Genomic DNA, 23837 nt, shown 5'->3' on the forward strand with positions numbered 1-23837 from the left:
CTTGAGGAAGCCGGGTATGCCGGTCTGTTATGGCGGGTCGCAGCGGGTTCGGATGCCGATCAGAGAGCCGTTGCGCCGAGCAGTCCTCGTGCAGCAAGATTCGCCATCAGCGCGCGCACGCCGAAGGTCCACGGCTCGATGCGGTCGCTGTAATTCACCCGGTTGACCAGCGTGCCGAGCTGCCGGCTCGAAATCTTCACGATATCGCCCAGCTTGTGCGTGAAGCCCGCGCCAGCGGCATCGCGGTCTTCGATCGGTGCAAATAGCGTCCCGAGGAACAGCAGCGCGCCATCGGGGTATTGATGTGTCGCACTGATCGTCTGCGAAACGAGGTCGAGTGGATCGCGCGTGATCTGATCCATTGAACTCCTGCCTCGCAGCACATAACCGTCGCTGCCCTCAACGCGCAAATCGACCGTCGCGCGGCGCACATCGCCGATCGAGAAAGTCTCGTCGAACAGCCGCAGGAAAGGCCCAATCGCACACGAGCCGTTGTTGTCCTTCGCCTTGCCGAGCAGAAGCGCACTGCGTCCTTCGAAGTCGCGCAAATTAACGTCGTTGCCCAAGGTCGCGCCGAGCGTGCGGCCGCGGCTGTCGATCGACAGCACGATTTCCGGCTCCGGGTTGTTCCACACCGAATTCGGATGCAGCCCGATCTCCGTGCCCGTACCCAAAGCTGACAACACCGGCGCTTTTGTAAAGACCTCCGCGTCAGGGCCGATTCCGACTTCCAGGTATTGGGACCATAGCCCCTGCTCGATTAGCAGCGCCTTCAATTCGCGTGCCTCGGCGGAGTCCGGCCGGATGCTCGTGAGACTATCACCGACCAGCGACCTGATCTGCTCCCGCACGCGCACCGCGCCTTGCGGATCGCCCTTGGCCTGCTCCTCGATCACGCGTTCAAGCAGGCTCGCCGCAAAGGTCACCCCTGCTGCCTTGATGACCTGCAGATCGCAAGGCGCGAGCAGATGGACGCGCTCCGGGTCGCGCACCGTAGCGCCGGCCGCATCGGCCGTATTGGCGATGATCGTGTCCAGCCCGCCGATCCAGCGGCCACTTGCGGCTCGCACCGTCGTGACCGGATCGTCCCGCTCCAGCAGGCTGCTGATGGTCGGTGCCGCATCGGAAATGTCGAACACGCCATCGGCGCGCAAGACAACGACAGCGGGACCAGCGGGCATTGATTTCGTGGCGGGAACCCAGGCGCGGCCGACAAGTGTGCCGGACAACCCGTCCGACGGAAGCGTGTCCGCAACGCTGAGTGAAAGCGAGGATGTCATGTCTGTCTCCACAGATGTTTGTCTGGCGCGCGTGGCTTACCGCTAGTCCGCACATTGATTCGCTCAGCTGCAACCTCAGCTGCAACTTTAGGCAGCCAGCCGATAAACATCCAATCTCTTATTCAGTACAATCGATTCCATCCGGTTATGAGTTCTTGCGTGTTTACCCCATGCCCAGACAATTTACGGTGCGTGCGTCGAGCGTCCTGGCAAGGCTGCGCTTCAGACATCTTCAACTGCTCGATGCGCTCGGACGCACGCACAACTTGCGCATCGCAGCCGAACAGATGCTCATCACCCAACCCGCGGCGACAAAAATCCTGAGTGACATCGAATCGATGTTCGGGGCACAGTTGTTCGAACGACTACCGCGGGAAATGCGCCCAACCGATCTCGGCGTATTGGCCATGCGCTATGCGACCACTGCGGTCGCCGATCTGGGCAAGTTCGTGAACGAGTTCAGCACCTTGAGCGAGGGCGGCTACGGTCATCTCACCGTGGGCGCCATCTCGGCTTCGGCCGCTCAGGTGGTGACCACCGGCATCAGGGAGATCCGCGAGCAGCGGCCGCAACTGGTCATCAAACTCGTCGAACAAAGCAGTGACCAGCTCGCGATCTGGCTCGAGGAAAGGAAGCTGGACGTGATGGTCGGCCGGCTGACGGAGCCGCGCCATCAAGTACTGTTTGACTTCGAGGTGCTGTCTGGGGAACCGGTCTGGGTGGTCGTCGGACAGCATCATCCGTTGCTGCGGCAGCGGCGGCTGGAGTTGGCCGATCTTGGCGCGTGGCCATGGATTCTCTATCCGCAAGCAACGGCAATCCGGCACCTGTTCGACGAAACGTTCGCCGGCGCGGGCATTCCCGCGCCGGTGGGCATGGTGGAAACACCTTCGATCTTTTCGACACTGGAACTGTTGCAGGCGACCGACATGATCTCGCTGCAACCGCGTGCCGCCGTCGAAAAATATGTGAGCAAGGGGCTGCTCGGGCACTTGCCCGTTCCCATCAAGCGCACCATGACGAGCTACGGAATCGTCACGCGCAAGTACGAGGCGCCGTCGCAGCCCATGCAGGAATTCATTGCCATTCTGCGTTCGGTTGCCGGACGTGTGGGCGATCAGGTGCTTCCAACGCGCGACGGATCGCGTGAGTCGACGTGACGACACGAGCCGACGAAAGTCGCTTTCTGGTCCATTTGTTTTGCACACAACTGTTTTGTGAAAAACGTCGCTTCTACGGTGACGTCCATCTTGAATGATGTGACCGTGACGTGAACATCTCATCTCCAGAATTGAAGTCGGCTCCTTGAATGCCACTCAGCGCAGGTGTCCGGTGCGCATGTGGACCTCTTCGAACAATTGGTAATAAAAAACGCTGACGCTTCATCCTTCGCGGGAAACGACACGCTTGCGCCGGTGTCCCGTTCTTGCCAGACATCGCTCTCTCCAGCAACGACAAGGTATTCCCGGTTTGCGCGAGCAAAGTGAAATGAGTTCACTGGGCATCTATCTATGCCTCGCGTCTTATTTGTCCTTCAGCAGGAATGCCGAGCTTTGTGTACATTCGCGCTTGAGTTGAGTTGGGCACATCGGCATGTGTCCTGAGGCAACTCTCTTCGTTGCGCAATCTTTCTCTTCCACGCGGGCAATTGAAAGATGCGTGCAAGCTTTTTGACTGATCGTAAGCAACAAAAAAGTCATTCTCAACCGAAGTAGATCATGCGTAGCCCTAGTCAATATTCCGTCAAGGTCGCACATGCTGCCGGCTCGAGCGCGCCCTGCGCCGGTTGCAGGTACAAGCACGTGGCCGCCGGACATCGCACACCGCGCTAGCCACCACCAAGACACGCTCACGTTTTCCCCCAAGCTCTGGAATTCTCATGCTCGCCCTAGTCCGTATTGCCCTCCGGCGACCCTACACTTTCGTCGTCCTGGCGATCTTCATTCTCATCATCGGTCCTTTGTCCGCGATGAAGACGCCGACCGACATTTTTCCGGATATCAGGATTCCGGTTATCAGCGTCGTGTGGCAATACACGGGACTGCCGCCGGACCAGATGGTCGGCCGTATCACGTCGCCATTCGAACGCACGTTGACCACCACGGTGAACGACGTGGAGCATATCGAAGCGGAATCGGTGGCCGGCTTCGGGATCATCAAGATCTTCTTCCAGCCAGGCGTGAATATCAGCACGGCGAACGCGCAGGTGACCTCGGTCGCGCAAACCCAATTGCGGCAGTTGCCTGCAGGCACGACGCCTCCCCTGATCCTGAACTACAACGCGTCGACCGTGCCGATCATCCAGTTGGCGCTGTCTGGCAAGGGACTCTCTGAACAGAACCTCGGCGACCTCGGCTTGAATGCGGTGCGTCCGGTCCTCACGACGGTCGCGGGCGCGGCGATTCCTTACCCGTTCGGCGGCAAGACACGTCAGGTGCAGATCGACGTCGACCCGGCGGCACTCCAGGCGCGCGGCCTGTCCGCACAGGATGTCGCCAATGCGCTCGCCGGCCAGAACCTGATTACGCCGGTCGGCACGGAAAAGATCGGCGACTACGAGTACACGTTGCAGCTCAACAATGCGCCGTCGGAAATCAAGGCCTTGGGCGATCTGCCGGTCAAGGCGGCCAATGGCACCACGGTCTACATTCGCGACATTGCGAACGTGCGCGACGGCAGCCCGCCGCAGACCAATATCGTGCACGTCGACGGCCGGCGCTCGGTGCTGATGTCCGTGCTCAAGAACGGTTCGGTTTCAACGCTCGGCATCATCTCCGGCATCAAGGAGCGGCTTGCCGCAGGGAAAGCATCGTGGCCCGCGAACCTGCAGATCGAACCCATCGGCGACCAGTCGCTGTTCGTGCGGGCGGCCATCACCGGCGTGGCGCGCGAGGGTGTGATCGCGGCCGTGCTGACGAGCCTGATGATCCTGCTGTTCCTCGGCAGCTGGCGCTCGACGATCATCATTGCCACCTCGATCCCGCTCGCCATTCTCGGCTCCATCGCCACGCTGTCCGCGCTCGGCGAGACGTTGAACATCATGACGCTCGGCGGTCTCGCGCTAGCGGTGGGGATCCTTGTCGACGACGCCACGGTGACGATCGAAAACATCAACTGGCACCTCGAGCATGGCAAGGAGGTGGAGACGGCGATTCTCGACGGCGCCGCGCAGATCGTCACGCCGGCATTCGTCTCACTGCTGTGTATCTGCATTGTGTTCGTGCCGATGTTCTTCCTGAACGGCGTCGCGCGCTTCCTGTTCGTGCCGATGGCCGAAGCGGTGATCTTCGCGATGATCTCGTCGTTCATCCTGTCGAGAACCCTCGTGCCGACGATGGCGAAATACCTGCTGAAACAGCATGTGCAGGACGAGCACGCGCATGAAGCGAAGCGCCCCGGTCCACTCGGGCGTTTCCAGCGTGGCTTCGAAGCGCGCTTCGAAAAGGTGCGCAGCGCCTACCGTGGGTTGCTGGAACTCGCGCTGACCCATCGGCGGCGGTTCGTCAGCGGCTTCCTCGGCTTTGTCGCTCTCTCCTTCGCGCTGGTGCCGTTCCTCGGTCGCAATTTCTTCCCTTCGGTCGATTCCGGACAAATCCTGATGCATGTGCGCGCACCGGTCGGCGTACGCGTTGAAAAGACCGCGCAGATCTTTGCGGATGTCGAAGGCGCAATCCGCCAGATCGTTCCGCCGGCGGAACTCGGCACGGTGGTCGACAACATGGGTCTGCCTGTTAGCGGTATCAATACCGCGTACAACAACACCGGTACGGTCGGATCGCAGGACGGTGACATTCAGATCGCGCTGAACGAAGGCCATCGTCCAACGGACGAGTATGTTCGCATCATGCGCGAGAGATTGCCGCGCGAATTCCCCGGCGTCACGTTTTCGTTCCCGCCGGCGGACATCATCAGTCAGATCCTGAACTTCGGCTCGCCGGCACCGATCGACCTGCAGATTCGCGGCAATAACCTGAACGCCAACTACGCGTATGTGGACCGTCTGCTGCGCCAGGTTCGCGATGTGCCGGGTGTGGTCGATGCGCGGATCGCGCAGTCGCACGGCAATCCCACTTTCAACGTCGATGTCGATCGCACACGCGCGCAATTGCTCGGCATCACCGAGCGCGACGTGACGAACAGCATGGTGGTGAACCTCGCGGGTTCCAGCCAGGTCGCGCCCACGTTCTGGCTGAACAACGCGAACGGCGTGTCTTATCCGATCGTGATGCAAACGCCGCAATACAGCCTCGATTCGCTCGCCGCCTTGCAAAATCTGCCAATCACGGCGAGCGGCGGAGGCACCGCCCAGATCCTCGGTGGTCTGGCGACAGTCGAACGCACCAGCAGCAATGAGGTTGTCAGCCAGTACAACATCCAGCCCATGGTCGAGATCTTCGCGACCACCCAGGGCCGCGACCTCGGCGCGGTGGCATCCGATATCCAGCGCATCGTGCACGACAACGCCAGCACCTTGCCCAAGGGCTCGAGCGTCGCATTGCTGGGCCAGGTGCAGACGATGAACAGCGCCTTCGCCGGCATGTTGTTCGGCCTGCTCGGTGCGGTGGTGCTGATCTATCTGCTGATCGTGGTCAATTTCCAGTCGTGGGCCGACCCGTTCGTGATCGTGACCGCGTTGCCTGCCGCGCTGGCCGGTATCGTCTGGATGCTGTTCGCGACCCATACGACGCTCTCCGTACCCGCATTGACCGGCGCGATCATGTGCATGGGGGTGGCGACGGCCAACTCGATTCTGGTCGTCAGTTTCTGCCGCGAACGTTTCGCCGTGCACGGCGATCCGTTCAAGGCCGCCCTCGAAGCGGGCTTTACGCGTTTTCGTCCTGTGCTCATGACCGCGCTCTCCATGATCATCGGCATGCTGCCGATGGCGCTCGCCCTCGGCGAAGGCGGTGAGCAAAACGCACCGCTTGGCCGCGCCGTGATCGGTGGCCTGCTGTTTGCCACTACCGCTTCGCTGTTTCTCGTCCCCGTCATTTTCTGTATCGTGCACGCGCGCCCCGGGCGCGCGGCTACCCCGGCATCCGTCTCGGGAGGTCCTGCTCATGTCGTCTGAATCCACTTTTCCCGCCAATACCCCTTCGCGCCGGCCGCTTCTGGTAGCCGGCGTGGTCGGCCTGCTGGTCGTCCTGGGCATCGTCATCGCCGGCCTCACGCTGCGAGCCGCCGATGCCCGCAAACTTAAAACCTGGACCGACGCCCAGGCCGTGCCGACCGTCAGCGTGATCCAACCCTTGCGCGACGCCAACGGTCCCTCGCTGCAACTGCCCGGCCGCCTCGAAGCGTTTACGCGCGCGCCGATTTTCGCGCAGGTCAGCGGCTATCTGAAATCGTGGAATGTCGATATTGGCGCGCCCGTCAAAGCGGGCCAGGTGCTTGCCGAAATCGAAACGCCGGAACTCGACCAGCAGCTCTTGCAGGCGCGCGCGGACCTGCAGAGCGCGCAGGCCAATGCGTTAGTCGCGGGCACGACGGCGAAGCGCTGGGAAGCGCTCAGCGGCACGGATTCCGTCGCCCAGCAGGATGTCGACCAACGCACCGCTGATTACACCGCCAAAGAGGCGATCGTCGCGGCCGCGAAGGCCAATGTCGATCGCCTCGTCGCGACCAAGGCGTTCGCGCGCATCGTCGCGCCATTCGACGGCGTGGTGACCGCGCGCGATACCGACGTCGGCGCATTGGTCAACGCCGGCAGCGGCGGCGTAGGACAGGAGCTGTTCGCGGTCTCCGACGTCAAGCAGTTACGCGTCTACGTCCAGGTGCCGCAGAATTACGCGCCGGCGATACACGACGGCACGACCGCCAACCTGACCGTCCCTGAGTATCCCGACCAGCAGTTCACCGCGCGCGTGGTGGCAGCGGCGGACTCGGTCAATTCGAGTTCGGGAACGACACTGGTTCAACTGCTCGTTGATAACGCTAACGGCAAGCTGCTGCCGGGCGGGTTTGCAAGCCTGAAATTCTCGCTGCCCGCTTCCGCCAATTCGGTCCGTGTGCCGGCCAGCGCGCTCGTCTTCGATAGCCGCGGCGTCGTGGTCGCCACGCTTGGCGCGAACGGTCACGTGCTGTTCAAGCGGGTGAAGATCAACCGCGACCTGGGCGACTCGGTGGAGATTGGCTCAGGCCTCGCCGCAACCGACCGCGTGATAGATACACCGCCCGACGGACTTGCCGACGGCGACAGCGTGCAGGTTGCGACAACGGCCAACAAGAAGGCAGTGGCACATGGTTAAGTATGGACTTCCGGCGCTTCTCGCGAGCGTCGCCGCACTCTGCGCCTGCTCGCTCGCGCCGCAATATCAGGTCCCGCCGACGCCGGTCGCGGCGCAATACAAGACCGTCGGCCCGTGGACCGCGGCACAGCCCGCCGACCGGATAGACCGCAACGGCTGGTGGAAGATGTATGGCGACGCACAGCTCGACGATCTCGAAACACGTCTGCTGGCCAACAACACCGACTTGCGCGCGGCGTACGCACACTATGAGCAAGCGCAGGCTTTCGTGGCGCAGGTCGAATCGGGACTGTATCCGTCGGTCAGTGTGAGCGCCGTGCCGCAGCGCAATCGCCAGTCCGACAACCGGCCGTTGCGCGTGGGCGGCCCGAACGAATACAACTCCGTCACGCTCGGCGGCGAAATCAACTATGACCTCGACCTCTGGGGCCGCGTGCGCGACTCCGTGGTGGCCGGCAAGGACGAAGCGCAGGCGACCCAGGCCGATCTGGCCTCGGTCAGGCTGAGCCTGCAGGTCGAACTGGCGGACAGTTGCCTGCGCTTACGCGGTCTCGACCAGCAAACCGAGTTGTTGAACGAGACTGTCGTGGCGTACACGAAGGCCTTGCAACTCACGGAGACGTTGCACAACAGTGGGATCGTGTCGGGCCTCGACGTTTCCCGAGCGCAAACGCAACTTTCGTCGGCGAAGTCGCAGTTGTCGCAGAATCTGGCGCAACGCGCCCTGATCGAACACGCGATCGCGGTTCTGGTCGGCGCCTCGGCGTCCGAATTCAGCCTGCCGCCCCAGACCGCCGCTATCGCGTTGCCGGCGATTCCGACCGGCCTGCCCTCGACGCTGCTGCAACGGCGGCCCGATGTCGCTGCGGCGGAACGCCGGGTGGCCGAAGCCAACGCGAAAATTGGCGTCGCGCGGGCGGCCTACTTCCCGGACATCACGTTGAGCTTGCAGGGTGGCGTGCAGAGCGCGGCCTACGCCGGCCTGGTCAGCGCGCCCAATCTGTTCTGGGCGGTCGGCCCGCAACTCGTGCAGTACGTGTTCGACGGCGGGTACCGTCGTGCGCAACTCGATGCCGCCAAAGCGGCAACCGAAGAAGCGGGAGAACTGTATCGCGGTGTGGTGCTGTCCGCATTCCAGCAGGTTGAAGATAACCTTGCCCTGCTGTCGTATCTCGGCACTGCGCTGGCTGAGCAACGGGATGCAGCAAACGCCGCCCAGTACTCGGTCGACCTCGCGTTACGTCAATATCGCCAGGGTGTGGTGGGTTACCTCGATGTCGTGCAGGCGCAGACGGTCGCACTCGAAGCGCAACGCAGCGTGCTCGATATCCAGACACGCCAGTTGAGTGCGAATGTGCAACTCCTGCATGCGCTTGGCGGTGGATGGTCGAGCGATGAACTTGCTCAAGCTGCTGCAGCGCCGGCGCTCGTCGCGACAGCAACGGAACACAGCGCGAATTGAGCGCCGCTGCGCGGTGCGGGAACGGCATGCTCCGTATTTTGAGTACTTCGGAGCACGTTCCCTATCCGGACTATTGCAACCTGCTGGCGGTCGCGGCAACGTTGAGCCTGGTAACGTCGCGGCGATCAGGTGTCTGCGCCTCTTCCGAAATTGGCAAACTAACGCTGCTTTTGATCAACCTGGCAAACCGCGCCTTGGCCTCAACCATGTGTCGGGTCGCGGCCGCCGTCAGTTGCTGATCGTGAATGGCGAGGATCTCTTCGAGCATGCCTGCGACCTCCGCGCTGATTTGCCACACGCCGTCACACTGTGCCCTGCCGGCGGCTTGATCCAGTGCAGCCTCCGCACGCCGGTACAGATCGACAGATGCATTACCGAATCCGGCCTCTTGTAAGTAGTACGTCAGATAGACAACTCTGTTCAGCTCACTGATCAGATGAGCGTTTCCTTGCCCTTTGCGGCAGACCGCAAGCGCGAGATGATTTGCGAGTGAGATATCAGAGGCAGCGCGCCTCGTCATTGGGAGCTGCATCTCCTTGCTCAGGTGACGCCGAACAAAAGAAGCGCGGCCCGTGGGCCGGCGAGTGCTATGTGACATTGAAAGTGTATCGAATAGAGAGTTGCGAAACGGCCCTACTGGCGCGCGAATCATGGACATTCACGGTTGGGTCGCGTCAATTCTATAGCGATATCGCCGAGGCTGCATTTACGATAAATTTGCAACCGCGCTGCCCCGCTTAGCCAAATTTGAACTCCGAGGCCACTTGCAGAAAGGCCTGGATCAGCCGGATACGCACTGAGGAGCGCCCCCATATCAATCCGACCACGCGCTTCTGAAAAGGATGCGGCAGCGGCCATTTGGCAAGCGATAAATCGGCGAGTGGTTTCGTCGTCCAGTCGGGCACGAGCGAAACACCGAGACCGCGGTCGACCAGCGCGGCGATCGCGCCGAGCCCGTCGAGCTCGCAGCGTTGATGCGGCGTAATGCCGTGCTGCCGAAGGTAACTCTCGGCGAGCTGCCCGCCGACAACATTGCGGTCGTAACGGAGAAACGGTTCCGTCTGCAATGTGACGTGCGGATCGGTCACCTTCATGGCGGCAGGCGTCAGCAGCACGAGCGGTTCTTCCCTGAACGTGTGCCAGTCGCAACTTTTCGGCAGATTGAAAGGAGGCCGTGCGACGACCGCGGCATCGAGATCACCGCTCACCACTTTCCGATACAGGTCGAGCGAGGTGCCGGGCTCGAGATAGAAATCGATTCCTGGGTGCCGCGCCAGCAATTCGGCCAGCATGACGGGGATCAGACTCGTCATCATCGTACCCATGCCGCCGAGGCGCAGTTGCCCACCCAGCGTGGATGGATTCTCCAAATCCGACTTCAGGTCGCGAATGTCATGCAGTACCTGGCGAGCGCGTTCGAGGATACGTTCGCCGGCCTCCGTCGTACCGACCGTGCGTCCGCAGCGACGCACGAGTTGACCGCCCAGCTCCGTTTCGAGCATCTTCAGGCGCTGTGCCACCGCGGCCGGCGTCAGATCGAGCCGGCGGGCGGCTTCCGCGATCGAGCCGAACTCGACCACGTAGACAAAGCTCTGAAGATAACGGGAGTCCATCGAAAGAAATTTTATGTTTTGAAGAAAGGAAAGACTACTTCTTCTGAGGAGCGATGACTAGCATACTCGTCGCAAATATCCCCTTGGTGCGTCCGTGACTGGTCGAATCTGGCTGCGACGTCGATCATCGGGCTGTTCTGCGAGTGCAATCAGTTGGCATGGCTGACGGACCATTAAAGACTCGACCGGGAGCTTGGCGATTCATAACAGGAAGGAGACGATGACGGTGCCAGCCAGCCTATCCGGCGCGACCGAAACGCTTGTCAAAAGCGTTGCGCTATTCAACCTGGGCACACTGATCAACGACCAGTCGTCGTTGACGTTGCGGCGCGGAATGGGCACGCGGGTCGAGGTTCCCGTAACCGGCGCGCTGATCGAGATGACGGACGGTGAACATATTCTGTTCGATACCGGTCTTCTGCCGCATAACTGCGAACGCAACGATGGCGCCGATCCCTGCCTGTCGATGAAGCGCTTTTCCGACATGATCACGCGCTATGAACGACAGGACGACATTCGCGCACGGCTGGCCGACCTCGGTCGTACACCGCAGGACGTGAAGATCGTCATCAACAGCCACTTCCACTGGGACCACTCGGGCGGCAACCTGTTATTCCCTCATGCACGATTCCTGGTACAGGGCTCGGAATACCGCTTTGCATACCAGCCAGACAGCTTTGCCGCGCGGCCTTACGAGCGCGCCTATTTCGATTGCGGCATCGACTATGAACTGCTGCACGGCGATCAGGTGGTCAAGCCCGGCGTGGCCGTACTCACAACGCCAGGCCACACGCCGGGGCATCAATCGCTGATGGTGCGTCTGCCGTCGGGCTCGCTCATGATCCTGACCGGCGACGCCGTGTTCTGCCCGGCCAATCTCGAGCCCGACTCGCCGCCCGGCAATGCGCACACCACCGAACAGGCGATTGCATCGATCGCGCGGCTGCGCCTGCTGTGTGACTTCTTCGGCGGTGAACTGGTGATCTGCCACGACCCCGACTTCTGGAAGAAGTGGCAACCGGCGCCGCATCGATACACGTGAGTCACAAGGTCTGGCCCCGGATGCTCAGGACGGCGCCAGACCGGATCCAGTTCTTGCGTTGCCTGAGCAGTATTTCGTGCAGTGCCTCGCATACTGAGACGGTCAGGACCGTCGCGATGCAAGGCCGGATCGTTTGCAATACGTAACGATACAAAGATAAACACGTGCTGTCGCGCAGGGCTGGTTGCCGCCTTGTCGCCATGCACGCGAAACATGGAGACAGACAATGAAGCAAAGATGGTTCCGCTTACTGCCCGTAATGATGATGACCCTTATCATCGCGTTCATGGACCGCACCAACATCGGTTTTGCGATTCCGTCGATGGGCAAGGAACTCGGGCTGACTGCCTCGATTCTCGGATTCGCTTCGGGCGTGCTGTTTCTCGGCTATGGCGCTTCGCAGGTTCTGGGCGGCTGGATCGCCGACAAGGGCCACGGCAAGACGCTGATCGCCGTGCTGATGGTGCTGTGGGGAGCGATCGAAATGGCGCAGGGTTATGTGCACAATGCGCAGGAGCTCGTCGCGGTTCGCTTCGCGATCGGCGTGTTCGAAGGCGGCATATTCCCGACTTTCCTGCTGTTCGTCAGGAACTGGTTTGCGCCGTCCGAGCGCGCTCGCGCAAATGGCATCTGGCAACTTTGCTACCCCTTCGCCGCGATGGCGAGCGGTCCGATCGCCGGCTACATCCTGAAGCTCGGCGACTGGCGCACGTTGTTCATCGTCGAGGGCGTATTCCCGCTCGTATGGGTATTTGTATGGCTGTGGGGCGTGGCCGATTCGCCGCGCAACGCAAAGTGGTTGAAAGCCGCCGATCGCGCGCAGCTGCTCGAACGCCTCGACTCGGAAAACAAGCGGCACGCGTCGCAAGCGCCAGCGCCCACACTGGTGTCCTTCAGTTCGCAATTGCGGCGTCCAGCGGTGTGGCTCTTCGCCACGGCGATCCTGCTTTGGAACACGGGCTTCCTCGGCTTTGTGATCTGGCTGCCCAGCGTCATTCATCAACAGCCTGGGCTTTCGCCGACGGACATCGGCTGGCTCTCATCGATTCCCTACGCGTTCGCGATCGTCCTCATGCCGATCCTGACTTACTGGTCCGACCGCAAACTGGACCGGCGGCTCTTTTCCGCGATCCCGCTGGCCATTTCCGGCCTCGCCCTCCTGATTGGCGGCGAGACCTTCGAGTCCAGCCCGTTCGTCGCCAACATGGCGCTGCTCGTGATCGCCGGCGCGACACTGTACGGATCGCAGCCAGTACTCTGGTCGATCGCCACTGATCTCGTGCCGCCTGAAGTGACGGCCCGCATAAGCGGCATGATCAACGGCATCGGCATGATCGGGGCCTTCGGAGGGCCTTACTTCGTCGGCTTCGCGCGCTCGCTCACCAACTCGTTTTCCGCCGGACTGCTGGTCATGGGCCTCTGTCTGATCGGCACGAGCGCGTTCGTCATGTTGATCAAGGAAACCGCCAGACCACGACATCAGCCTGACACAGCGGCTGAGCCGAATATGGGCCGTAGCTGAGCCGGAGATAGCACCTCGGGTCCGCTAATACTCGACGTTTCCGCTCGCGCGCCGTTCGACACGTGAAATGCCGCTCATGGCGAGCGGCATCGTGCCCATTGCGCTTAGCCGCCGTGAAGCGCGTTGCTCAAGCCGGCATCGGACAGCGCGCAAAGCGCCACCGCCGACCAGTCATGTTCAGCACCGAGCCCTTGCGAGCGCAACGTGAGGAACCGGTCGTGGACGAGACTTGCCAGCGGCAGCGGCACGCCAAGCGCCTCAGCGGCCGCCAGCATCAGGCGGTTGTCCTTCTGGCCGAGCGGCAACGAGAAGCCCGGCGGCTGGAATTGCTGCGCCGCGATCAGCGGACCGTAGATCTTGTATGGCGCCGCATTGAAGTTTGCGTTCGTCAACAGTTCCACCAGACGCATCGGATCGATGCCGGCCTTGCCCGCAACGGCACACGCTTCGCCCAGCGTTTCGATGATCACGGATAGCATGAAATTGCCGATCAGCTTCACCAGATTGGCCTGCGAAGGATCCTCGCCGACAATGCCGACCGACTGTCCAAGCGTTTCGAGAAGCGGCACGGCAACCTTCAGATGCTCGTCCGCGCCGGCTGCCATGATGAACAGCTTGCGCGCCGCCGCGGCATCGGGCCGGCCGAATACCGGCGCGGACACGAAGGCAAGACCCGCTTCACGGTACTTCGCTGTGTGATCCTGCGCGGTGGCGACGCTAATCGTGCTCATCGAGATGTGCAGCGCACCCGGCTTCAGCGTGGTGGCGATGCCCGCCTCGCCGAACGTGACGGCTGCATGCGCGGCATCGTCGGCCACCATCGTGAACACCACGTCGGCCCCGAGCGCCGCCTGCGCGGGACTCGACGCGACGCTCGCGCCTGCTGCGCGCAGCGGTTCCGCGCGGGCCGGACTCCGGTTGAAAACCTGCACATCATGCCCGGCGTCGATCAGGTTCTTCGCAATCGCGGCGCCCATCGAGCCAAGTCCTACAAATCCAATTTTCATCATGCCATTCCAAATGATCAGCCGCGCGAATGCGGGCCTGTTCAGACTGCAAATTGATAGACCTGACGGCTTACGTCGAGCGTCACGTCGCCGTGTTCGCCCAATGCCGTCATTCCGTGCTCTTCGAGCTTCGCCATCAGCGTGCCGATGGACTGGCCGCCAATCTTGTAGTCGCGCAAGCGGGTTCCCACCGACATGCGTTCGAAGAACACGCGGGTCGCCGTGATCGCCGCGCTGATACGTTCGTCCTCGCTGCCCTCGGTGATGTTCCACACGCGTTCGGCGTACTGCAGCAACTTCCCGCGCTTCGATTCGCGGCGCACGCTCAGCATGGCCGGCAGCACGATGGCGAGCGTCTGTGCGTGATCGAGTCCGTGCAGCGCCGTGATCTCGTGGCCGAGCATGTGAGTCGCCCAGTCCTGCGGCACGCCGGCGCCGATCAGGCCGTTCAGCGCCAGCGTCGCCGTCCACATCAGGTTGGCCCGCACCGCATAGTTGTGCGGCTCGGCAAGCGCTTGCGGGCCGACTTCAGTCAGCGTGATCAGCAAGCCTTCGGCGAAACGGTCCTGTACCCTGGCATCGACCGGATAGGTCAGATACTGTTCGACGATATGAACGAACGCGTCGACGACACCATTGGCAATCTGCCGCTGCGGCAACGAATACGTCGTGGTCGGATCCAGCACCGAGAAGACCGGATAGGTCGCCTCGCTGCGGAACGGCAGCTTGTCGCCTTTCGCGCGATGGCTGATCACGCCGCCGTTGTTCATTTCCGAACCGGTGGCAGGCAAGGTCAGCACACTGCCGAACGGCATCGCGTCGCGTACCTCGGTCTGCTTCGCGAGAATGTCCCACGGCTCGCCGTCGAACTTCACCGCGGCGGCGATGAACTTGGTGCCGTCGATCACCGAGCCGCCGCCCACTGCCAGCAGAAAATCGATGTTCTTCTCACGGGCGAGCGCAACCGCTTCCATCAGCGTTTCGTAAGTGGGATTCGGCTCGATGCCGCTGAACACGTGCCACGCGCGTTCGCCGAGCGCCGCCTGCACTTGCGCGAGCACGCCGTTGCTCTTGATGCTGCCGCCCCCGCACGTAATCAGTACCCGCGCGTTGGCCGGGACGTATGCATCGAGTGCGGCAATCTGACCTTCGCCGAAAATGATTCGCGTGGGGTTGTGAAACGTAAAGTTCTGCATTGAATCTCTTCCTTACATTGAAATGACCGGTCGTCTTAAAACGCAATAAACGGCTACCCGGATAAAACCCGTTGCCGTTCAGTCCAGCTACGACCGTTACTGCGGGGATTTGAAAAACAGATCGAACATTGAATGCACGCAAGCCTTCAGCGGCTCGACCGAGTCATCCAGCTTCATCCGCAACAGGCTGCCTTCCCACGCATTCCATAACAGGTCAGCCATTGCGTCCGCCGAAAGATCGCGCCGCACGGAGCCGTATTCCTGGCCGCGCCGCAGATAATCGGCACAGCCGACACGCCATTCATTCACCGTCGTGCGCGCGGCGAGCCGGCACACATCGCTCGACTGCGCGACCTCGCCCGCAAAGTTACCGACCAGACAACCGTAGCGGTCGTCACAGTCTTCGTAGTCAGCAACGATGCGCGCGTAGATGCCGCGCAGCGCGAGCAGCGGATCAGCTGACGCGGCTTCGAGCGAATACTGCTGCCATTCAGCGGCCTGCTCCTGCGCGTAGTGGTGCAGGATCGCCGCGCCGAATGCCTCCTTGCTCTCGAAGTAGTTGTAGAACGAACCCTTCGGCACGCCAGCACGCTCGACGATGTCTTTTACGCCGGTGCCGTGATAACCCGTTTCGGCAAACAGCCCGACACCTGCTTCGAGTAGCTTTTCGCGAAAGTCTTCAGTGCGTCGTGTTTGCATAACCATTACAACTGCAGTCCTGAAGCCAAGGTGTCGCTCCACCTGAGCGGGCGGCACTGCGCACGTACATCGATTTCAAGCCGTGTCACGCGCGGCGCGTCGCGAGTTCGGCACCTTGACGCAGTGCTTCCAGCAGACTGCGTTCGTCAGCGATGCCTTTGCCCGCGATATCGAACGCCGTACCGTGATCGACTGAGGTACGGATCACATCGAGGCCGACTGTCACGTTGACGCCAGCTTCGAGGCCGAGCACCTTGACCGGACCATGGCCCTGATCGTGGTACATCGCCACCACCAGATCGAAGTCGCCGCGTCCCGCGCGGAAGAACAACGTGTCGGCAGGGAGCGGGCCTTCGATGTCCCAGCCGCGTTCGCGCAAGACGCGCACGGCCGGCACGATCTTTTCTTCTTCCTCGCCATAACCGAACAGACCGTTCTCGCCGGCATGCGGGTTGATGCCACACACGGCAATGCGCGGATTGGTAATGCCCGCCTTCACCAGCGTCGCATGGCCTCGTTCGAGCGTGCGCTGCACGAGGCCCGGTTCGATCTTGCGGATCGCATCGATAATGCCGATGTGGGTCGTCACATGGATCACACGCAGTTTCGGTGCGACCAGCATCATCGACACCTCCTCGATGCCCGTGAGGTGCGCGAGCATTTCAGTGTGGCCCGGATACTTGTGACCGCCGGCGTGCAACGCTTCCTTGTTCAGCGGCGCCGTGCAGATCGCATCGATCTCGTCGGACTTCGCGAGTTCGACGGCGCGCGCGATGTACTGATACGCGGCGTCGCCTGCGAGCGCCGACAGTGCGCCGAAAGGCAAGTCGGCGGGAATCAGCGCGAGGTCGATGCAGTCGATGGTGCCCTGCTCATATTGCGCATCCGCCGGCTTCGCGATGCGGCGCACTTTCGTGCTGCCGCCGACAATCCGGTTGGCCTGCTCGAGGCGTGCCGCATCGCCGATGACGAGCGGGCGGCACTGCCGGTAGACGGCCTCGTGCGTCAAGCTCTTGACGATGATTTCCGGACCCACGCCCGCTGCGTCGCCCATCGTGATGCCGATGACTGGAAGGTAGTTGCTCATGATGTTTTGCCTGAATGACGTTGGTTCGTTTCGCGGGCCGGCGAAGATGTCGTTGTGCCGCTCGGGTGAGCCGCTCCGGACTCGCTATGGGCGAACTCCGGTGTGCCGCGCAGATGAAGGTAGGCGCCATACAGCGCGTGCTCGCTGCCGAAGGCGCCGGCTTTGGTGACGACGGTGAGGCGCGGGTTGCAGTGCGGGCGGCCCACCGCCACGCCCGGCTCGATTTCCGAAAGCAATTGCAGGCTGTCGATGCCCGCTCTACCGAGCATCGCGCGCGCGGTTTCGCCGCCGGTCGCGATCAGGCCGCTCAGATGCGTGAAAAACGGTGCAACGAGCGAAGCGAGGGCCGCCGACAATTGGGCGCCTTCGGCGGGATCGAACAGATCGTCGCGCCCCATTCGCACCAGCAAATCGGTGTGTGCGCCCAGATGCGCGCCGACCCGCGCTTGCCAGGCCGCCCACTCGAGATGAAGCTCGCCAGCACGCAGCACGTCCGGCGGCACGATCAGCTCGCCCACGCCCGCGCGCTCGCGCAGCATCGTGCATTGCTGTTCCGAGACGGCCGACAGGCTGCCCACCAGAATCAGGATTGCGCTTGTCGGCTGCTCCGGCTTCGACGGCGCGTCTTGCGCGGCTTCCGTGCCGATCTGGAACAGGTCGCTCAATGACGCGAGTTCGCGAGCAAGACCGCCTGAGCCGACCCAGAACAGGGCTTCGTCCATCGACGCCGTCGCCTGCGCGAGCGCCCTCAAATCCGCATCCGTTTCCGCATCGACGATGAGCGCCTGTGCGCCGCTGCTCGCCACCGCGGCAATGGCAGCGCGCAACGCTGCGGCGTCGCCGCGCAGCGCGTCGACACCCAACGCCGCGGTGCGCAAGCCGACCGCCTCGACCATGGCGTTGAGGTCGGCGCAATGCGCGGCGTGTTCGAGTTGCCACGTTTCCGTGTTTTCGAGCGGCACGCCGCGCACGAATACGCGACCCTCGCGCACGGTGCGCCCAGTGGCGGGAAAGGCCGTGGCAACGATGGCGAGGCCCGCGAGCGGCTGCAACGCGGCCACTTCCGCGGCCCAGTTACCGCGCAAGGTCGAATCGATTTTCTTGTACAGACGCCGCCCCGGCGCGCGTTGCGCCAGCCACGCGGCGCAGGTGCAGTGCGCGGCTTCGGCGGGCGGCATGCGGCGCGTGTCCGTATCCACCGCGATCACCTCCGCGGCGCCCATCGCGCGCGACGCGTTCAGCGTGACCGCCGTGCTGCGCCCCGCTCCCGCGAACGCAATCGCGCAGTCGGCGGCGCCGGACAGGTCGTCGGCGATGATCAGAATGCTCGTGCTGCTCACCGGCTCGCCTCCAATGCGGCAGCGCGGCTGGCCTCGGCACGCTTGCCGATCCGCTTTGCGACCGCCGCAGTAAGGATCGGCGACACGATCGCCGTCACGACGACGCACGAGGCAACCAGCAAGGTCGCGCTCTTCGCGGCCTCGGCATAGACCGGGTTGGCCGCTGCGATCAGCGCCGGCACGGCCGCTCCGTTGCCCGCCGTGTTGGCTGCCGCCACGCCCGCGACACCCGTGCCGCCGGTCAGCCGATCGGTCAAATACAGGGGAATGCCCGTCACGATCACCACCGCGATGCCGAGGCCGATGCCGAGCAAGCCGGCTTGCCAGACTTTGTGCAGGTCGAGGCTCGCGCCCAGCGCCAAGGCGAAGAACGGAATCATCACCGGCACAGCGCGGCCGAGAAAGTTGCGCATCTCACGGTCCAGATTGCCGAGCAGCATGCCGGCCGCGAGCGGGAGAATGCTGCCGACCAGCGTCTGCCACGGAAACGCCGACAGCCCGGCCACGCCGAGCGTGACCATCGTCAGGAACGGGCCGGATTCGAGCGACATGATCGTGTAAGCGCCGACGTCTTCAGACTTGCCATATTGACCCATCAACGCCATGTACAGGCCGCCATTCGTGTCGTTCATCGCGGCGACCACCGCCAGCGTCGACATGCCCGCGAACAGTCCGGACGAAACCGGCTGCTCACCCAGAAAGTGGCCCAGCACGACACCCACCACAATCGCCGATCCCACCTTAGCCGCGAACAAGGCCCCGCCCTTCTTGAGCAGATAAGGCGTCGCCTTTATATCGATCGACGAACCCATGCACACATAGAACACGGCGAGGATCGGCAACGCGCCGGTAAACAGCGCATTTGTGAACGAGCCGAAGAACTTCGGCGTGTCCGGCAAGAAGGTGGCGATCATTGCACCGAACAGTAGCGGGACGATCATCATGCCGCCCGGAACGCGTTCGATCGCGCGCTTGATAGGAAGTTGGGCCATCATTGTCTCCAGTTTGAAAGTGACCGATGCAATCATATTGATTGATTGATTCGATCATTCGGAGTGTACGTGACGAAACGGCGATGCGCAATCCAGTCGTCAATAGGTCGTCGTTGGAGGTAGATTTGCGGCAACGCGTCATTCCACGCGGGAAACTGGCTGAGATTGATCGAAACGATCACAATGGGCGCCGCGCGCGCATGGCGCGACGACGCCGCGGGCGTTGCTCCAGAAGGCGGTTTGATTACACTTACGCCCGTTGGCGCTTTTCCTGTCCATTGCGCGCACCATTCGGACGACCCGCTACCCTCTATCACCATGAAAGTTACGAACCGCCGCGAGGCAATGCTGAAGGCCGTCCTGTCCGGCATGAACGACGTAGGCGCCCTGTGCGAGCATTTCGGCATGTCTGAAGCAACCGTGCGTCGCGACCTGCGCGCGCTCGCCGACGAACGGCTGATCGTGCGCACGTACGGGGGCGCGGCCGCTTCGGTCGGGATTCACGAACCCGAGGAGTCGCTCGATCTGCGGCGCGAAAGCTTCCGCGAGCAAAAGGATGCGATCGCGCAGGTGGCGGTGAGCCACGTGCAGGACGGCGACACCATCTTTCTCGACGGCGGCACCACCACCGCTGCAATGGCCCGGCTGCTGGCCGGCCGCCGCGACATTCGCGTGGTCACCAACAACCTGCTGGCAATTGGCCTGCTCGCCTCGAGCGACGTGCCGGTCACGCTGATCGGCGGCGACCTGCGACCCTCGAGCATGAGCACGCTCGGGCCGCTTGCGCAGATCGCGTTGAACCGTCTCTCCGTGGATAAGGCCTTTCTTGGCGCGGACGGTGTAGTCGCCGGCCGTGGGCTCTGCGAGGCGACCGCCGAGCAGGCCTATCTGAAGGAATGCATCATCAGGCAGGCGGCCAACGTCTTCGTGCTGGTGACGTCGCACAAACTGGATCGCGCGAGCCAGCAGCACTGGACACCACTCGAGCGCGACTGGACCCTGGTGACCGATGCTGAACCGGGCACCCCGGAACTGGCAACGTTCCTGCTGCATAGCGAAGTGACGATCGAAACCGCCTCGCAGCAGGCTCGCCAGCCTCTGCTTCACGGGAAGTCATAGGGCCTCGCGCGGAAGAGTGCATTGATCTGCCAGCTTCATTGCCGCTCCTCAGCGCTCGTAAAGTTTGAACAGCGCCTGGGTGCCGTTGCGCGTGAAGCCTTGCTCAGCGAGTTTCTGATAAAGGCTGCGCACCAGATCCAGACCCGGCAACTCACGTCCCATGTGAGTGGCTTCCTCATGCGCAATCCGCATGTCCTTGATGAAATGCTCGATAAAGAAGCCGGGCGCGAAATCGCCTTTGGCGATGCGCGGCCCCAGGTTATTCAACTGAAAGCCACCAGCCGCGCCGCCGCCGATCGCGCTCAATACGGTCTGCGAATCCAGTCCGGCGCTATGCGCATAGGCCAGTCCTTCGCACACGCCCAGCATCGTCGACGCGATCACGATCTGATTGCACAGCTTGGTGTGCTGACCCGCGCCCGGTCCGCCTTGCAGCACGATGTTCGTGCCGAGGCAGCGCAGCATCGGCTCGACGCGTGCGAGCGCGTCGGCCGCGCCGCCCACCATGATAGACAGCCGTCCCTCGCGCGCGCCGACATCGCCGCCCGAAACCGGCGCGTCCAGCATGTGCACGCCGCGAGTTGCAGCGTGCGCGGCCAGTTCCTCGGCCAGTTGCGGGCTCGAAGTCGTCATATCGATCAGCACGGCATCGCGTCGCGCGTTCACGATCAGACCGTCGTCGCCGAGGTACAGCGCGCGGACGTCGTCCGGCATGCCGACGATCGTGATGACCACGTCGGATGCTTCAGCGAGCGCCTTCGGGGTGGCATGCCAGGATGCACCCGCCGCGATGAGCGGCTCAGCCTTCGCACGGGTACGGTTATAGACGTGCAGCGGATAGCCGGCCGCGGCAAGCCGCGCCGCCATCGACGCGCCCATGATGCCGAGGCCGATAAAGCCGACAGCGGGTTTGCTTGCAGATTGATTCATGACTGTTTGATCCGGACAGAGTTTGTCGCGCAGCAGGTCGTCGCAACGACGTCGGAGTCAAAGGATGACGCTCCAGCAGCGCGCGGAATGGCGCTACACATTAGCGCAAAATGGATCGCTCCGCTGGCCACCTCCAGTTCGATCTCGTATCCGTGCGTCGAGTTCGAGTGGGTCATTTGCGGCGGATCGTAGGTCAGGTGAAACTCGAGGCCGGATGTGAAGCCGTGCGGCAGCGAAGCAGGACGTTATGGGCGCGACCGGATCCAGCTCGCGCCGTTCATGACCGGACCGGCGATAACCATCGGCGCACGCCTCACGCACGTGTGCTGGCTTTGATCAGCTCGCTGGCCAGAATCACCGCATCGCTGTTAAGTGGTATGAACCGTCCGCGGATTCGGGGACGGTATATCGGATCGCCCTTGCTGACAGGCTCGCCCGACAGGGCGCAACGCCCCGCGGCGGGAGCGAGACATGGTGCCCAGATTTGCTCCTCGTAGTTGCAAAGCGTCGCGTCATGCCAGCGCAAAGCGAAGAGCGCATTCGACAATTCCTCCACGACCGTCACGGTGTAGGTGCGCACGTCACCACCGTTCGACTTACGCGAATTGCGCGGCTCGCCGCCCAAGTGGGAGCGACCGGACAGGTCCGGAGGATTCCGCATCGGGTCTGGCGAAGAAAAAAGCGGGTCGATGATTGCGAGCGTCGTCGTCCACGCATCCTGAACGTCGGGCGCTGAAGCAAGTCGGTCCGGCTGATGCGATGACAAGTGATGGGACGAGGACAGCGCAGGGAAAGCAGGCGCATGGCAAGATTCACTTTCTGATGGGATGTCAGAATCCGTACTAGGTTGAGCATTCACGATCGTTTGCTATCCTTAGCAAAGAGTGAAGCGGCGGTCGAACAACTCCCGGCTTGCGGCTACTGGATGCATATGGCGGAGAAGTCCACGGTACGGCGATAAATCGTCCTGCCAAGCCACGGCACGAACGTGTACTCGCCGTATGAGTTGCTTCCGATATGAATCCAGCTATGTAGAACTTGTGACACGGTGATTCCTTGACGACGTTAAGAAGTGAACCGGTCTGGCGGCCATCCGAAAGTGCCATGGGGTCGTCGGGCCGAACCGCGAGCGTTGCGCTGCAGTAACCGCGAGCGTGCCGCGATGAGATAAGAGTAGGTTTAGCCGGAGCGCGAGTCTACTCTACGGTGGGATATGCCGATGCCGCATTAGCGTAACCGGCTTATACGGACGTATAGGCGCGGCTAGGAGATTTCACTGAGCTTGCCCCGCAGGCGAATTTCTTGTTGAGCGGCAAACGCAAGCAACCAGAGCGACCGTCTGGAAACGAACGCCGGCACAGTCTTGATGCCGCTCAGCGCGAGGGGCCGAACGTTTGCCCACCATTGCGGGATAGCGCGGCCTCGTGGGCCACGTCGCGTCCGGAAGATCCACGCTCAACCACGACGGCCGTCCGGGAGACAGGGCTTGATACCAAGCGATTCGGCCTTGCGGACAAGGTCCGGCATCGAGCGCGCGTTCATTTTTCGCATGACCTGTCCACGATGGACCTTGACTGTGATCTCGCTCAAGTTCATCTCAGAGGCAATCTGCTTGTTCAGCAGGCCGGACAAGACAAAGCCCATCACCTCTTTCTCGCGCGGCGAAAGAGACTCGTACGCAGCGCGCAGACCGGCCAATGCGGCTTCTGCCGCGAGGCGCTCGCTGTCTCGCGCCAACGCCTGAGCAACGGCGTCGAGCATGTCCTGGTCTTTGAATGGCTTCACAAAGAAATCGAGCGCGCCAGCCTTCATCGCCTTCACCCCCATCTCGATGTCTCCATGACCGGTCATGAACACGACGGGAATGCGTATGCCGCTATTGACGATTTCCTGGTGAAAAGCCATGCCGCTTTTCCCGCGCAGTCGCACGTCCAGGATGAGGCAGCTCGGTCCCGCGGAGTGAGGAAACCGCAGAAACTCGTCCGGGGACTCGAAAGTCTCGACGCGCAAGCCTACGGAGCGCATAAGCAAGTCAAGGGCCCGACGGATTCCTTCGTCGTCGTCGACGACGTAGATAACGGAACCGTCAGTTGCTTCGGATTTATCCGTTGTCTGGCGGGTCGGTCTGGTAGTCATCTGGATACCTCGCGAAGCTGGAATGCGGTCGCACCCGCTGGCATGCAGCCATTTTCACCTGCCAATGCTCCTGCACCTCATTGGCAACCGAGTAAACTGATTGTAAATCGTTGCAGTGAACGCGTGATCACTTTGGATGAGGCCAACGTTCGTGCAGGCTTGCA

At 62.2% G+C, this 23837-nt stretch carries 19 protein-coding genes; 7 read left to right on the forward strand and 12 right to left on the reverse strand.

The annotated features are described in order from the left end of the window. Nucleotides 1–59 precede the first annotated feature (59 nt). The gene (locus tag RI103_RS36725; protein ID WP_310818956.1) at nt 60–1280 is read right to left on the reverse strand and encodes a fumarylacetoacetate hydrolase family protein; all 1221 of its coding nucleotides are present in this window, start codon (nt 1278–1280) and stop codon (nt 60–62) included. Between the two features lie 170 nt (nt 1281–1450). Here RI103_RS36725 and RI103_RS36730 point away from each other — a divergent pair, with 170 nt between their 5' ends. The 4 genes from RI103_RS36730 (at nt 1451) to RI103_RS36745 (ending at nt 8990) form a co-directional block, all read left to right on the forward strand. Continuing rightward, nucleotides 1451–2440, forward strand: a complete 990-nt coding sequence (locus RI103_RS36730; protein WP_310818957.1) for a LysR family transcriptional regulator — start codon at nt 1451–1453, stop codon at nt 2438–2440. 719 nt (nt 2441–3159) lie between these two features. Then, complete coding sequence (locus RI103_RS36735; RefSeq protein ID WP_310818958.1) at nt 3160–6351, forward strand: efflux RND transporter permease subunit; 3192 nt, start codon at nt 3160–3162, stop codon at nt 6349–6351. Continuing rightward, nucleotides 6341–7528: an efflux RND transporter periplasmic adaptor subunit gene (locus RI103_RS36740; protein ID WP_310818959.1), complete on the forward strand. Its 1188-nt coding sequence runs from the start codon at nt 6341–6343 to the stop codon at nt 7526–7528. The genes RI103_RS36735 and RI103_RS36740 overlap by 11 nt, the downstream gene beginning before the upstream one ends. After that, nucleotides 7521–8990, forward strand: coding sequence for an efflux transporter outer membrane subunit (locus tag RI103_RS36745; protein ID WP_310818960.1), 1470 nt, complete (start codon nt 7521–7523; stop codon nt 8988–8990). The genes RI103_RS36740 and RI103_RS36745 overlap by 8 nt, the downstream gene beginning before the upstream one ends. 70 nt (nt 8991–9060) lie before the next feature. Here the strand turns inward: RI103_RS36745 and RI103_RS36750 are convergent, their stop codons facing one another. Further along, nucleotides 9061–9510, reverse strand: a complete 450-nt coding sequence (locus tag RI103_RS36750) for a hypothetical protein (protein ID WP_310818961.1) — start codon at nt 9508–9510, stop codon at nt 9061–9063. 217 nt (nt 9511–9727) lie between these two features. Further along, nucleotides 9728–10603, reverse strand: a complete 876-nt coding sequence (locus tag RI103_RS36755) for a LysR substrate-binding domain-containing protein (RefSeq protein ID WP_310818962.1) — start codon at nt 10601–10603, stop codon at nt 9728–9730. Between the two features lie 220 nt (nt 10604–10823). On the opposite strand from RI103_RS36755, the gene RI103_RS36760 reads away from it, so the two are divergent. Both RI103_RS36760 and RI103_RS36765 read left to right on the forward strand, forming a co-directional pair. Beyond that, entirely contained in the window at nt 10824–11645 is an 822-nt protein-coding gene (locus RI103_RS36760) for an N-acyl homoserine lactonase family protein (protein ID WP_310818963.1), read from the forward strand. A gap of 226 nt (nt 11646–11871) precedes the next feature. Beyond that, nucleotides 11872–13167, forward strand: a complete 1296-nt coding sequence (locus RI103_RS36765; protein ID WP_310818964.1) for an MFS transporter — start codon at nt 11872–11874, stop codon at nt 13165–13167. Between the two features lie 104 nt (nt 13168–13271). On the opposite strand, the gene RI103_RS36770 is transcribed toward RI103_RS36765, so the two are convergent. From RI103_RS36770 to RI103_RS36795, 6 genes are all read right to left on the reverse strand, one after another. Then, nucleotides 13272–14177 carry an NAD(P)-dependent oxidoreductase gene (locus RI103_RS36770; RefSeq protein ID WP_310818965.1) on the reverse strand — a complete coding sequence of 302 codons (906 nt, stop codon included), beginning with the start codon at nt 14175–14177 and terminating at the stop codon, nt 13272–13274. 38 nt (nt 14178–14215) lie between these two features. Then, the gene (yqhD, locus tag RI103_RS36775) at nt 14216–15370 is read right to left on the reverse strand and encodes an alcohol dehydrogenase (protein ID WP_310818966.1); all 1155 of its coding nucleotides are present in this window, start codon (nt 15368–15370) and stop codon (nt 14216–14218) included. A 96-nt stretch (nt 15371–15466) separates the two neighbouring features. Then, nucleotides 15467–16075, reverse strand: coding sequence for a TetR family transcriptional regulator (locus RI103_RS36780; RefSeq protein WP_310818967.1), 609 nt, complete (start codon nt 16073–16075; stop codon nt 15467–15469). Nucleotides 16076–16154: 79 nt separating this feature from the next. Continuing rightward, entirely contained in the window at nt 16155–17156 is a 1002-nt protein-coding gene (gene pdxA / locus RI103_RS36785; protein ID WP_310818968.1) for a 4-hydroxythreonine-4-phosphate dehydrogenase PdxA, read from the reverse strand. Continuing rightward, the gene (locus RI103_RS36790) at nt 17153–18496 is read right to left on the reverse strand and encodes a four-carbon acid sugar kinase family protein (protein WP_310818969.1); all 1344 of its coding nucleotides are present in this window, start codon (nt 18494–18496) and stop codon (nt 17153–17155) included. The genes pdxA and RI103_RS36790 overlap by 4 nt, the downstream gene beginning before the upstream one ends. Next, nucleotides 18493–19488 (reverse strand): 2-keto-3-deoxygluconate permease, encoded by a 996-nt coding sequence (locus tag RI103_RS36795; RefSeq protein ID WP_310818970.1) that lies wholly within the window; start codon nt 19486–19488, stop codon nt 18493–18495. The genes RI103_RS36790 and RI103_RS36795 overlap by 4 nt, the downstream gene beginning before the upstream one ends. A gap of 318 nt (nt 19489–19806) precedes the next feature. Here RI103_RS36795 and RI103_RS36800 point away from each other — a divergent pair, with 318 nt between their 5' ends. Further along, nucleotides 19807–20607 carry a DeoR/GlpR family DNA-binding transcription regulator gene (locus RI103_RS36800; protein WP_310818971.1) on the forward strand — a complete coding sequence of 267 codons (801 nt, stop codon included), beginning with the start codon at nt 19807–19809 and terminating at the stop codon, nt 20605–20607. A 48-nt stretch (nt 20608–20655) separates the two neighbouring features. Here RI103_RS36800 and RI103_RS36805 read toward each other — a convergent pair whose 3' ends face one another. The 3 genes from RI103_RS36805 to RI103_RS36815 form a co-directional block, all read right to left on the reverse strand. Next, nucleotides 20656–21573: an NAD(P)-dependent oxidoreductase gene (locus RI103_RS36805; RefSeq protein WP_310819338.1), complete on the reverse strand. Its 918-nt coding sequence runs from the start codon at nt 21571–21573 to the stop codon at nt 20656–20658. Between the two features lie 277 nt (nt 21574–21850). Then, a complete protein-coding gene (locus tag RI103_RS36810; RefSeq protein WP_310818972.1) occupies nt 21851–22396 on the reverse strand; it encodes a DUF3331 domain-containing protein in 546 nt (181 codons plus the stop codon). Nucleotides 22397–22992: 596 nt separating this feature from the next. Next, nucleotides 22993–23673, reverse strand: a complete 681-nt coding sequence (locus RI103_RS36815; protein WP_310818973.1) for a response regulator — start codon at nt 23671–23673, stop codon at nt 22993–22995. Between the last annotated feature and the right edge of the window lie 164 nt (nt 23674–23837).

Origin of the sequence: Paraburkholderia sp. FT54, from assembly GCF_031585635.1 — a bacterium.
Lineage (GTDB): Bacteria > Pseudomonadota > Gammaproteobacteria > Burkholderiales > Burkholderiaceae > Paraburkholderia.

Excerpts from the sequence above, each read along its gene's own strand:
- pdxA (WP_310818968.1), bottom strand. The coding sequence starts at position 17,156 with ATGAGCAACTACCTTCCAGTCATCGGCATCACGATGGGCGACGCAGCG.
- RI103_RS36740 (WP_310818959.1), top strand. The coding sequence starts at position 6,341 with ATGTCGTCTGAATCCACTTTTCCCGCCAATACCCCTTCGCGCCGGCCG.
- RI103_RS36730 (WP_310818957.1), top strand. The coding sequence starts at position 1,451 with ATGCCCAGACAATTTACGGTGCGTGCGTCGAGCGTCCTGGCAAGGCTG.
- RI103_RS36800 (WP_310818971.1), top strand. The coding sequence starts at position 19,807 with ATGAAAGTTACGAACCGCCGCGAGGCAATGCTGAAGGCCGTCCTGTCC.
- RI103_RS36795 (WP_310818970.1), bottom strand. The coding sequence starts at position 19,488 with ATGGCCCAACTTCCTATCAAGCGCGCGATCGAACGCGTTCCGGGCGGC.
- RI103_RS36765 (WP_310818964.1), top strand. The coding sequence starts at position 11,872 with ATGAAGCAAAGATGGTTCCGCTTACTGCCCGTAATGATGATGACCCTT.
- RI103_RS36755 (WP_310818962.1), bottom strand. The coding sequence starts at position 10,603 with ATGGACTCCCGTTATCTTCAGAGCTTTGTCTACGTGGTCGAGTTCGGC.
- RI103_RS36770 (WP_310818965.1), bottom strand. The coding sequence starts at position 14,177 with ATGATGAAAATTGGATTTGTAGGACTTGGCTCGATGGGCGCCGCGATT.
- RI103_RS36725 (WP_310818956.1), bottom strand. The coding sequence starts at position 1,280 with ATGACATCCTCGCTTTCACTCAGCGTTGCGGACACGCTTCCGTCGGAC.
- RI103_RS36815 (WP_310818973.1), bottom strand. The coding sequence starts at position 23,673 with ATGACTACCAGACCGACCCGCCAGACAACGGATAAATCCGAAGCAACT.
- RI103_RS36745 (WP_310818960.1), top strand. The coding sequence starts at position 7,521 with ATGGTTAAGTATGGACTTCCGGCGCTTCTCGCGAGCGTCGCCGCACTC.
- RI103_RS36750 (WP_310818961.1), bottom strand. The coding sequence starts at position 9,510 with ATGACGAGGCGCGCTGCCTCTGATATCTCACTCGCAAATCATCTCGCG.
- RI103_RS36780 (WP_310818967.1), bottom strand. The coding sequence starts at position 16,075 with ATGGTTATGCAAACACGACGCACTGAAGACTTTCGCGAAAAGCTACTC.
- RI103_RS36760 (WP_310818963.1), top strand. The coding sequence starts at position 10,824 with ATGACGGTGCCAGCCAGCCTATCCGGCGCGACCGAAACGCTTGTCAAA.
- RI103_RS36735 (WP_310818958.1), top strand. The coding sequence starts at position 3,160 with ATGCTCGCCCTAGTCCGTATTGCCCTCCGGCGACCCTACACTTTCGTC.
- yqhD (WP_310818966.1), bottom strand. The coding sequence starts at position 15,370 with ATGCAGAACTTTACGTTTCACAACCCCACGCGAATCATTTTCGGCGAA.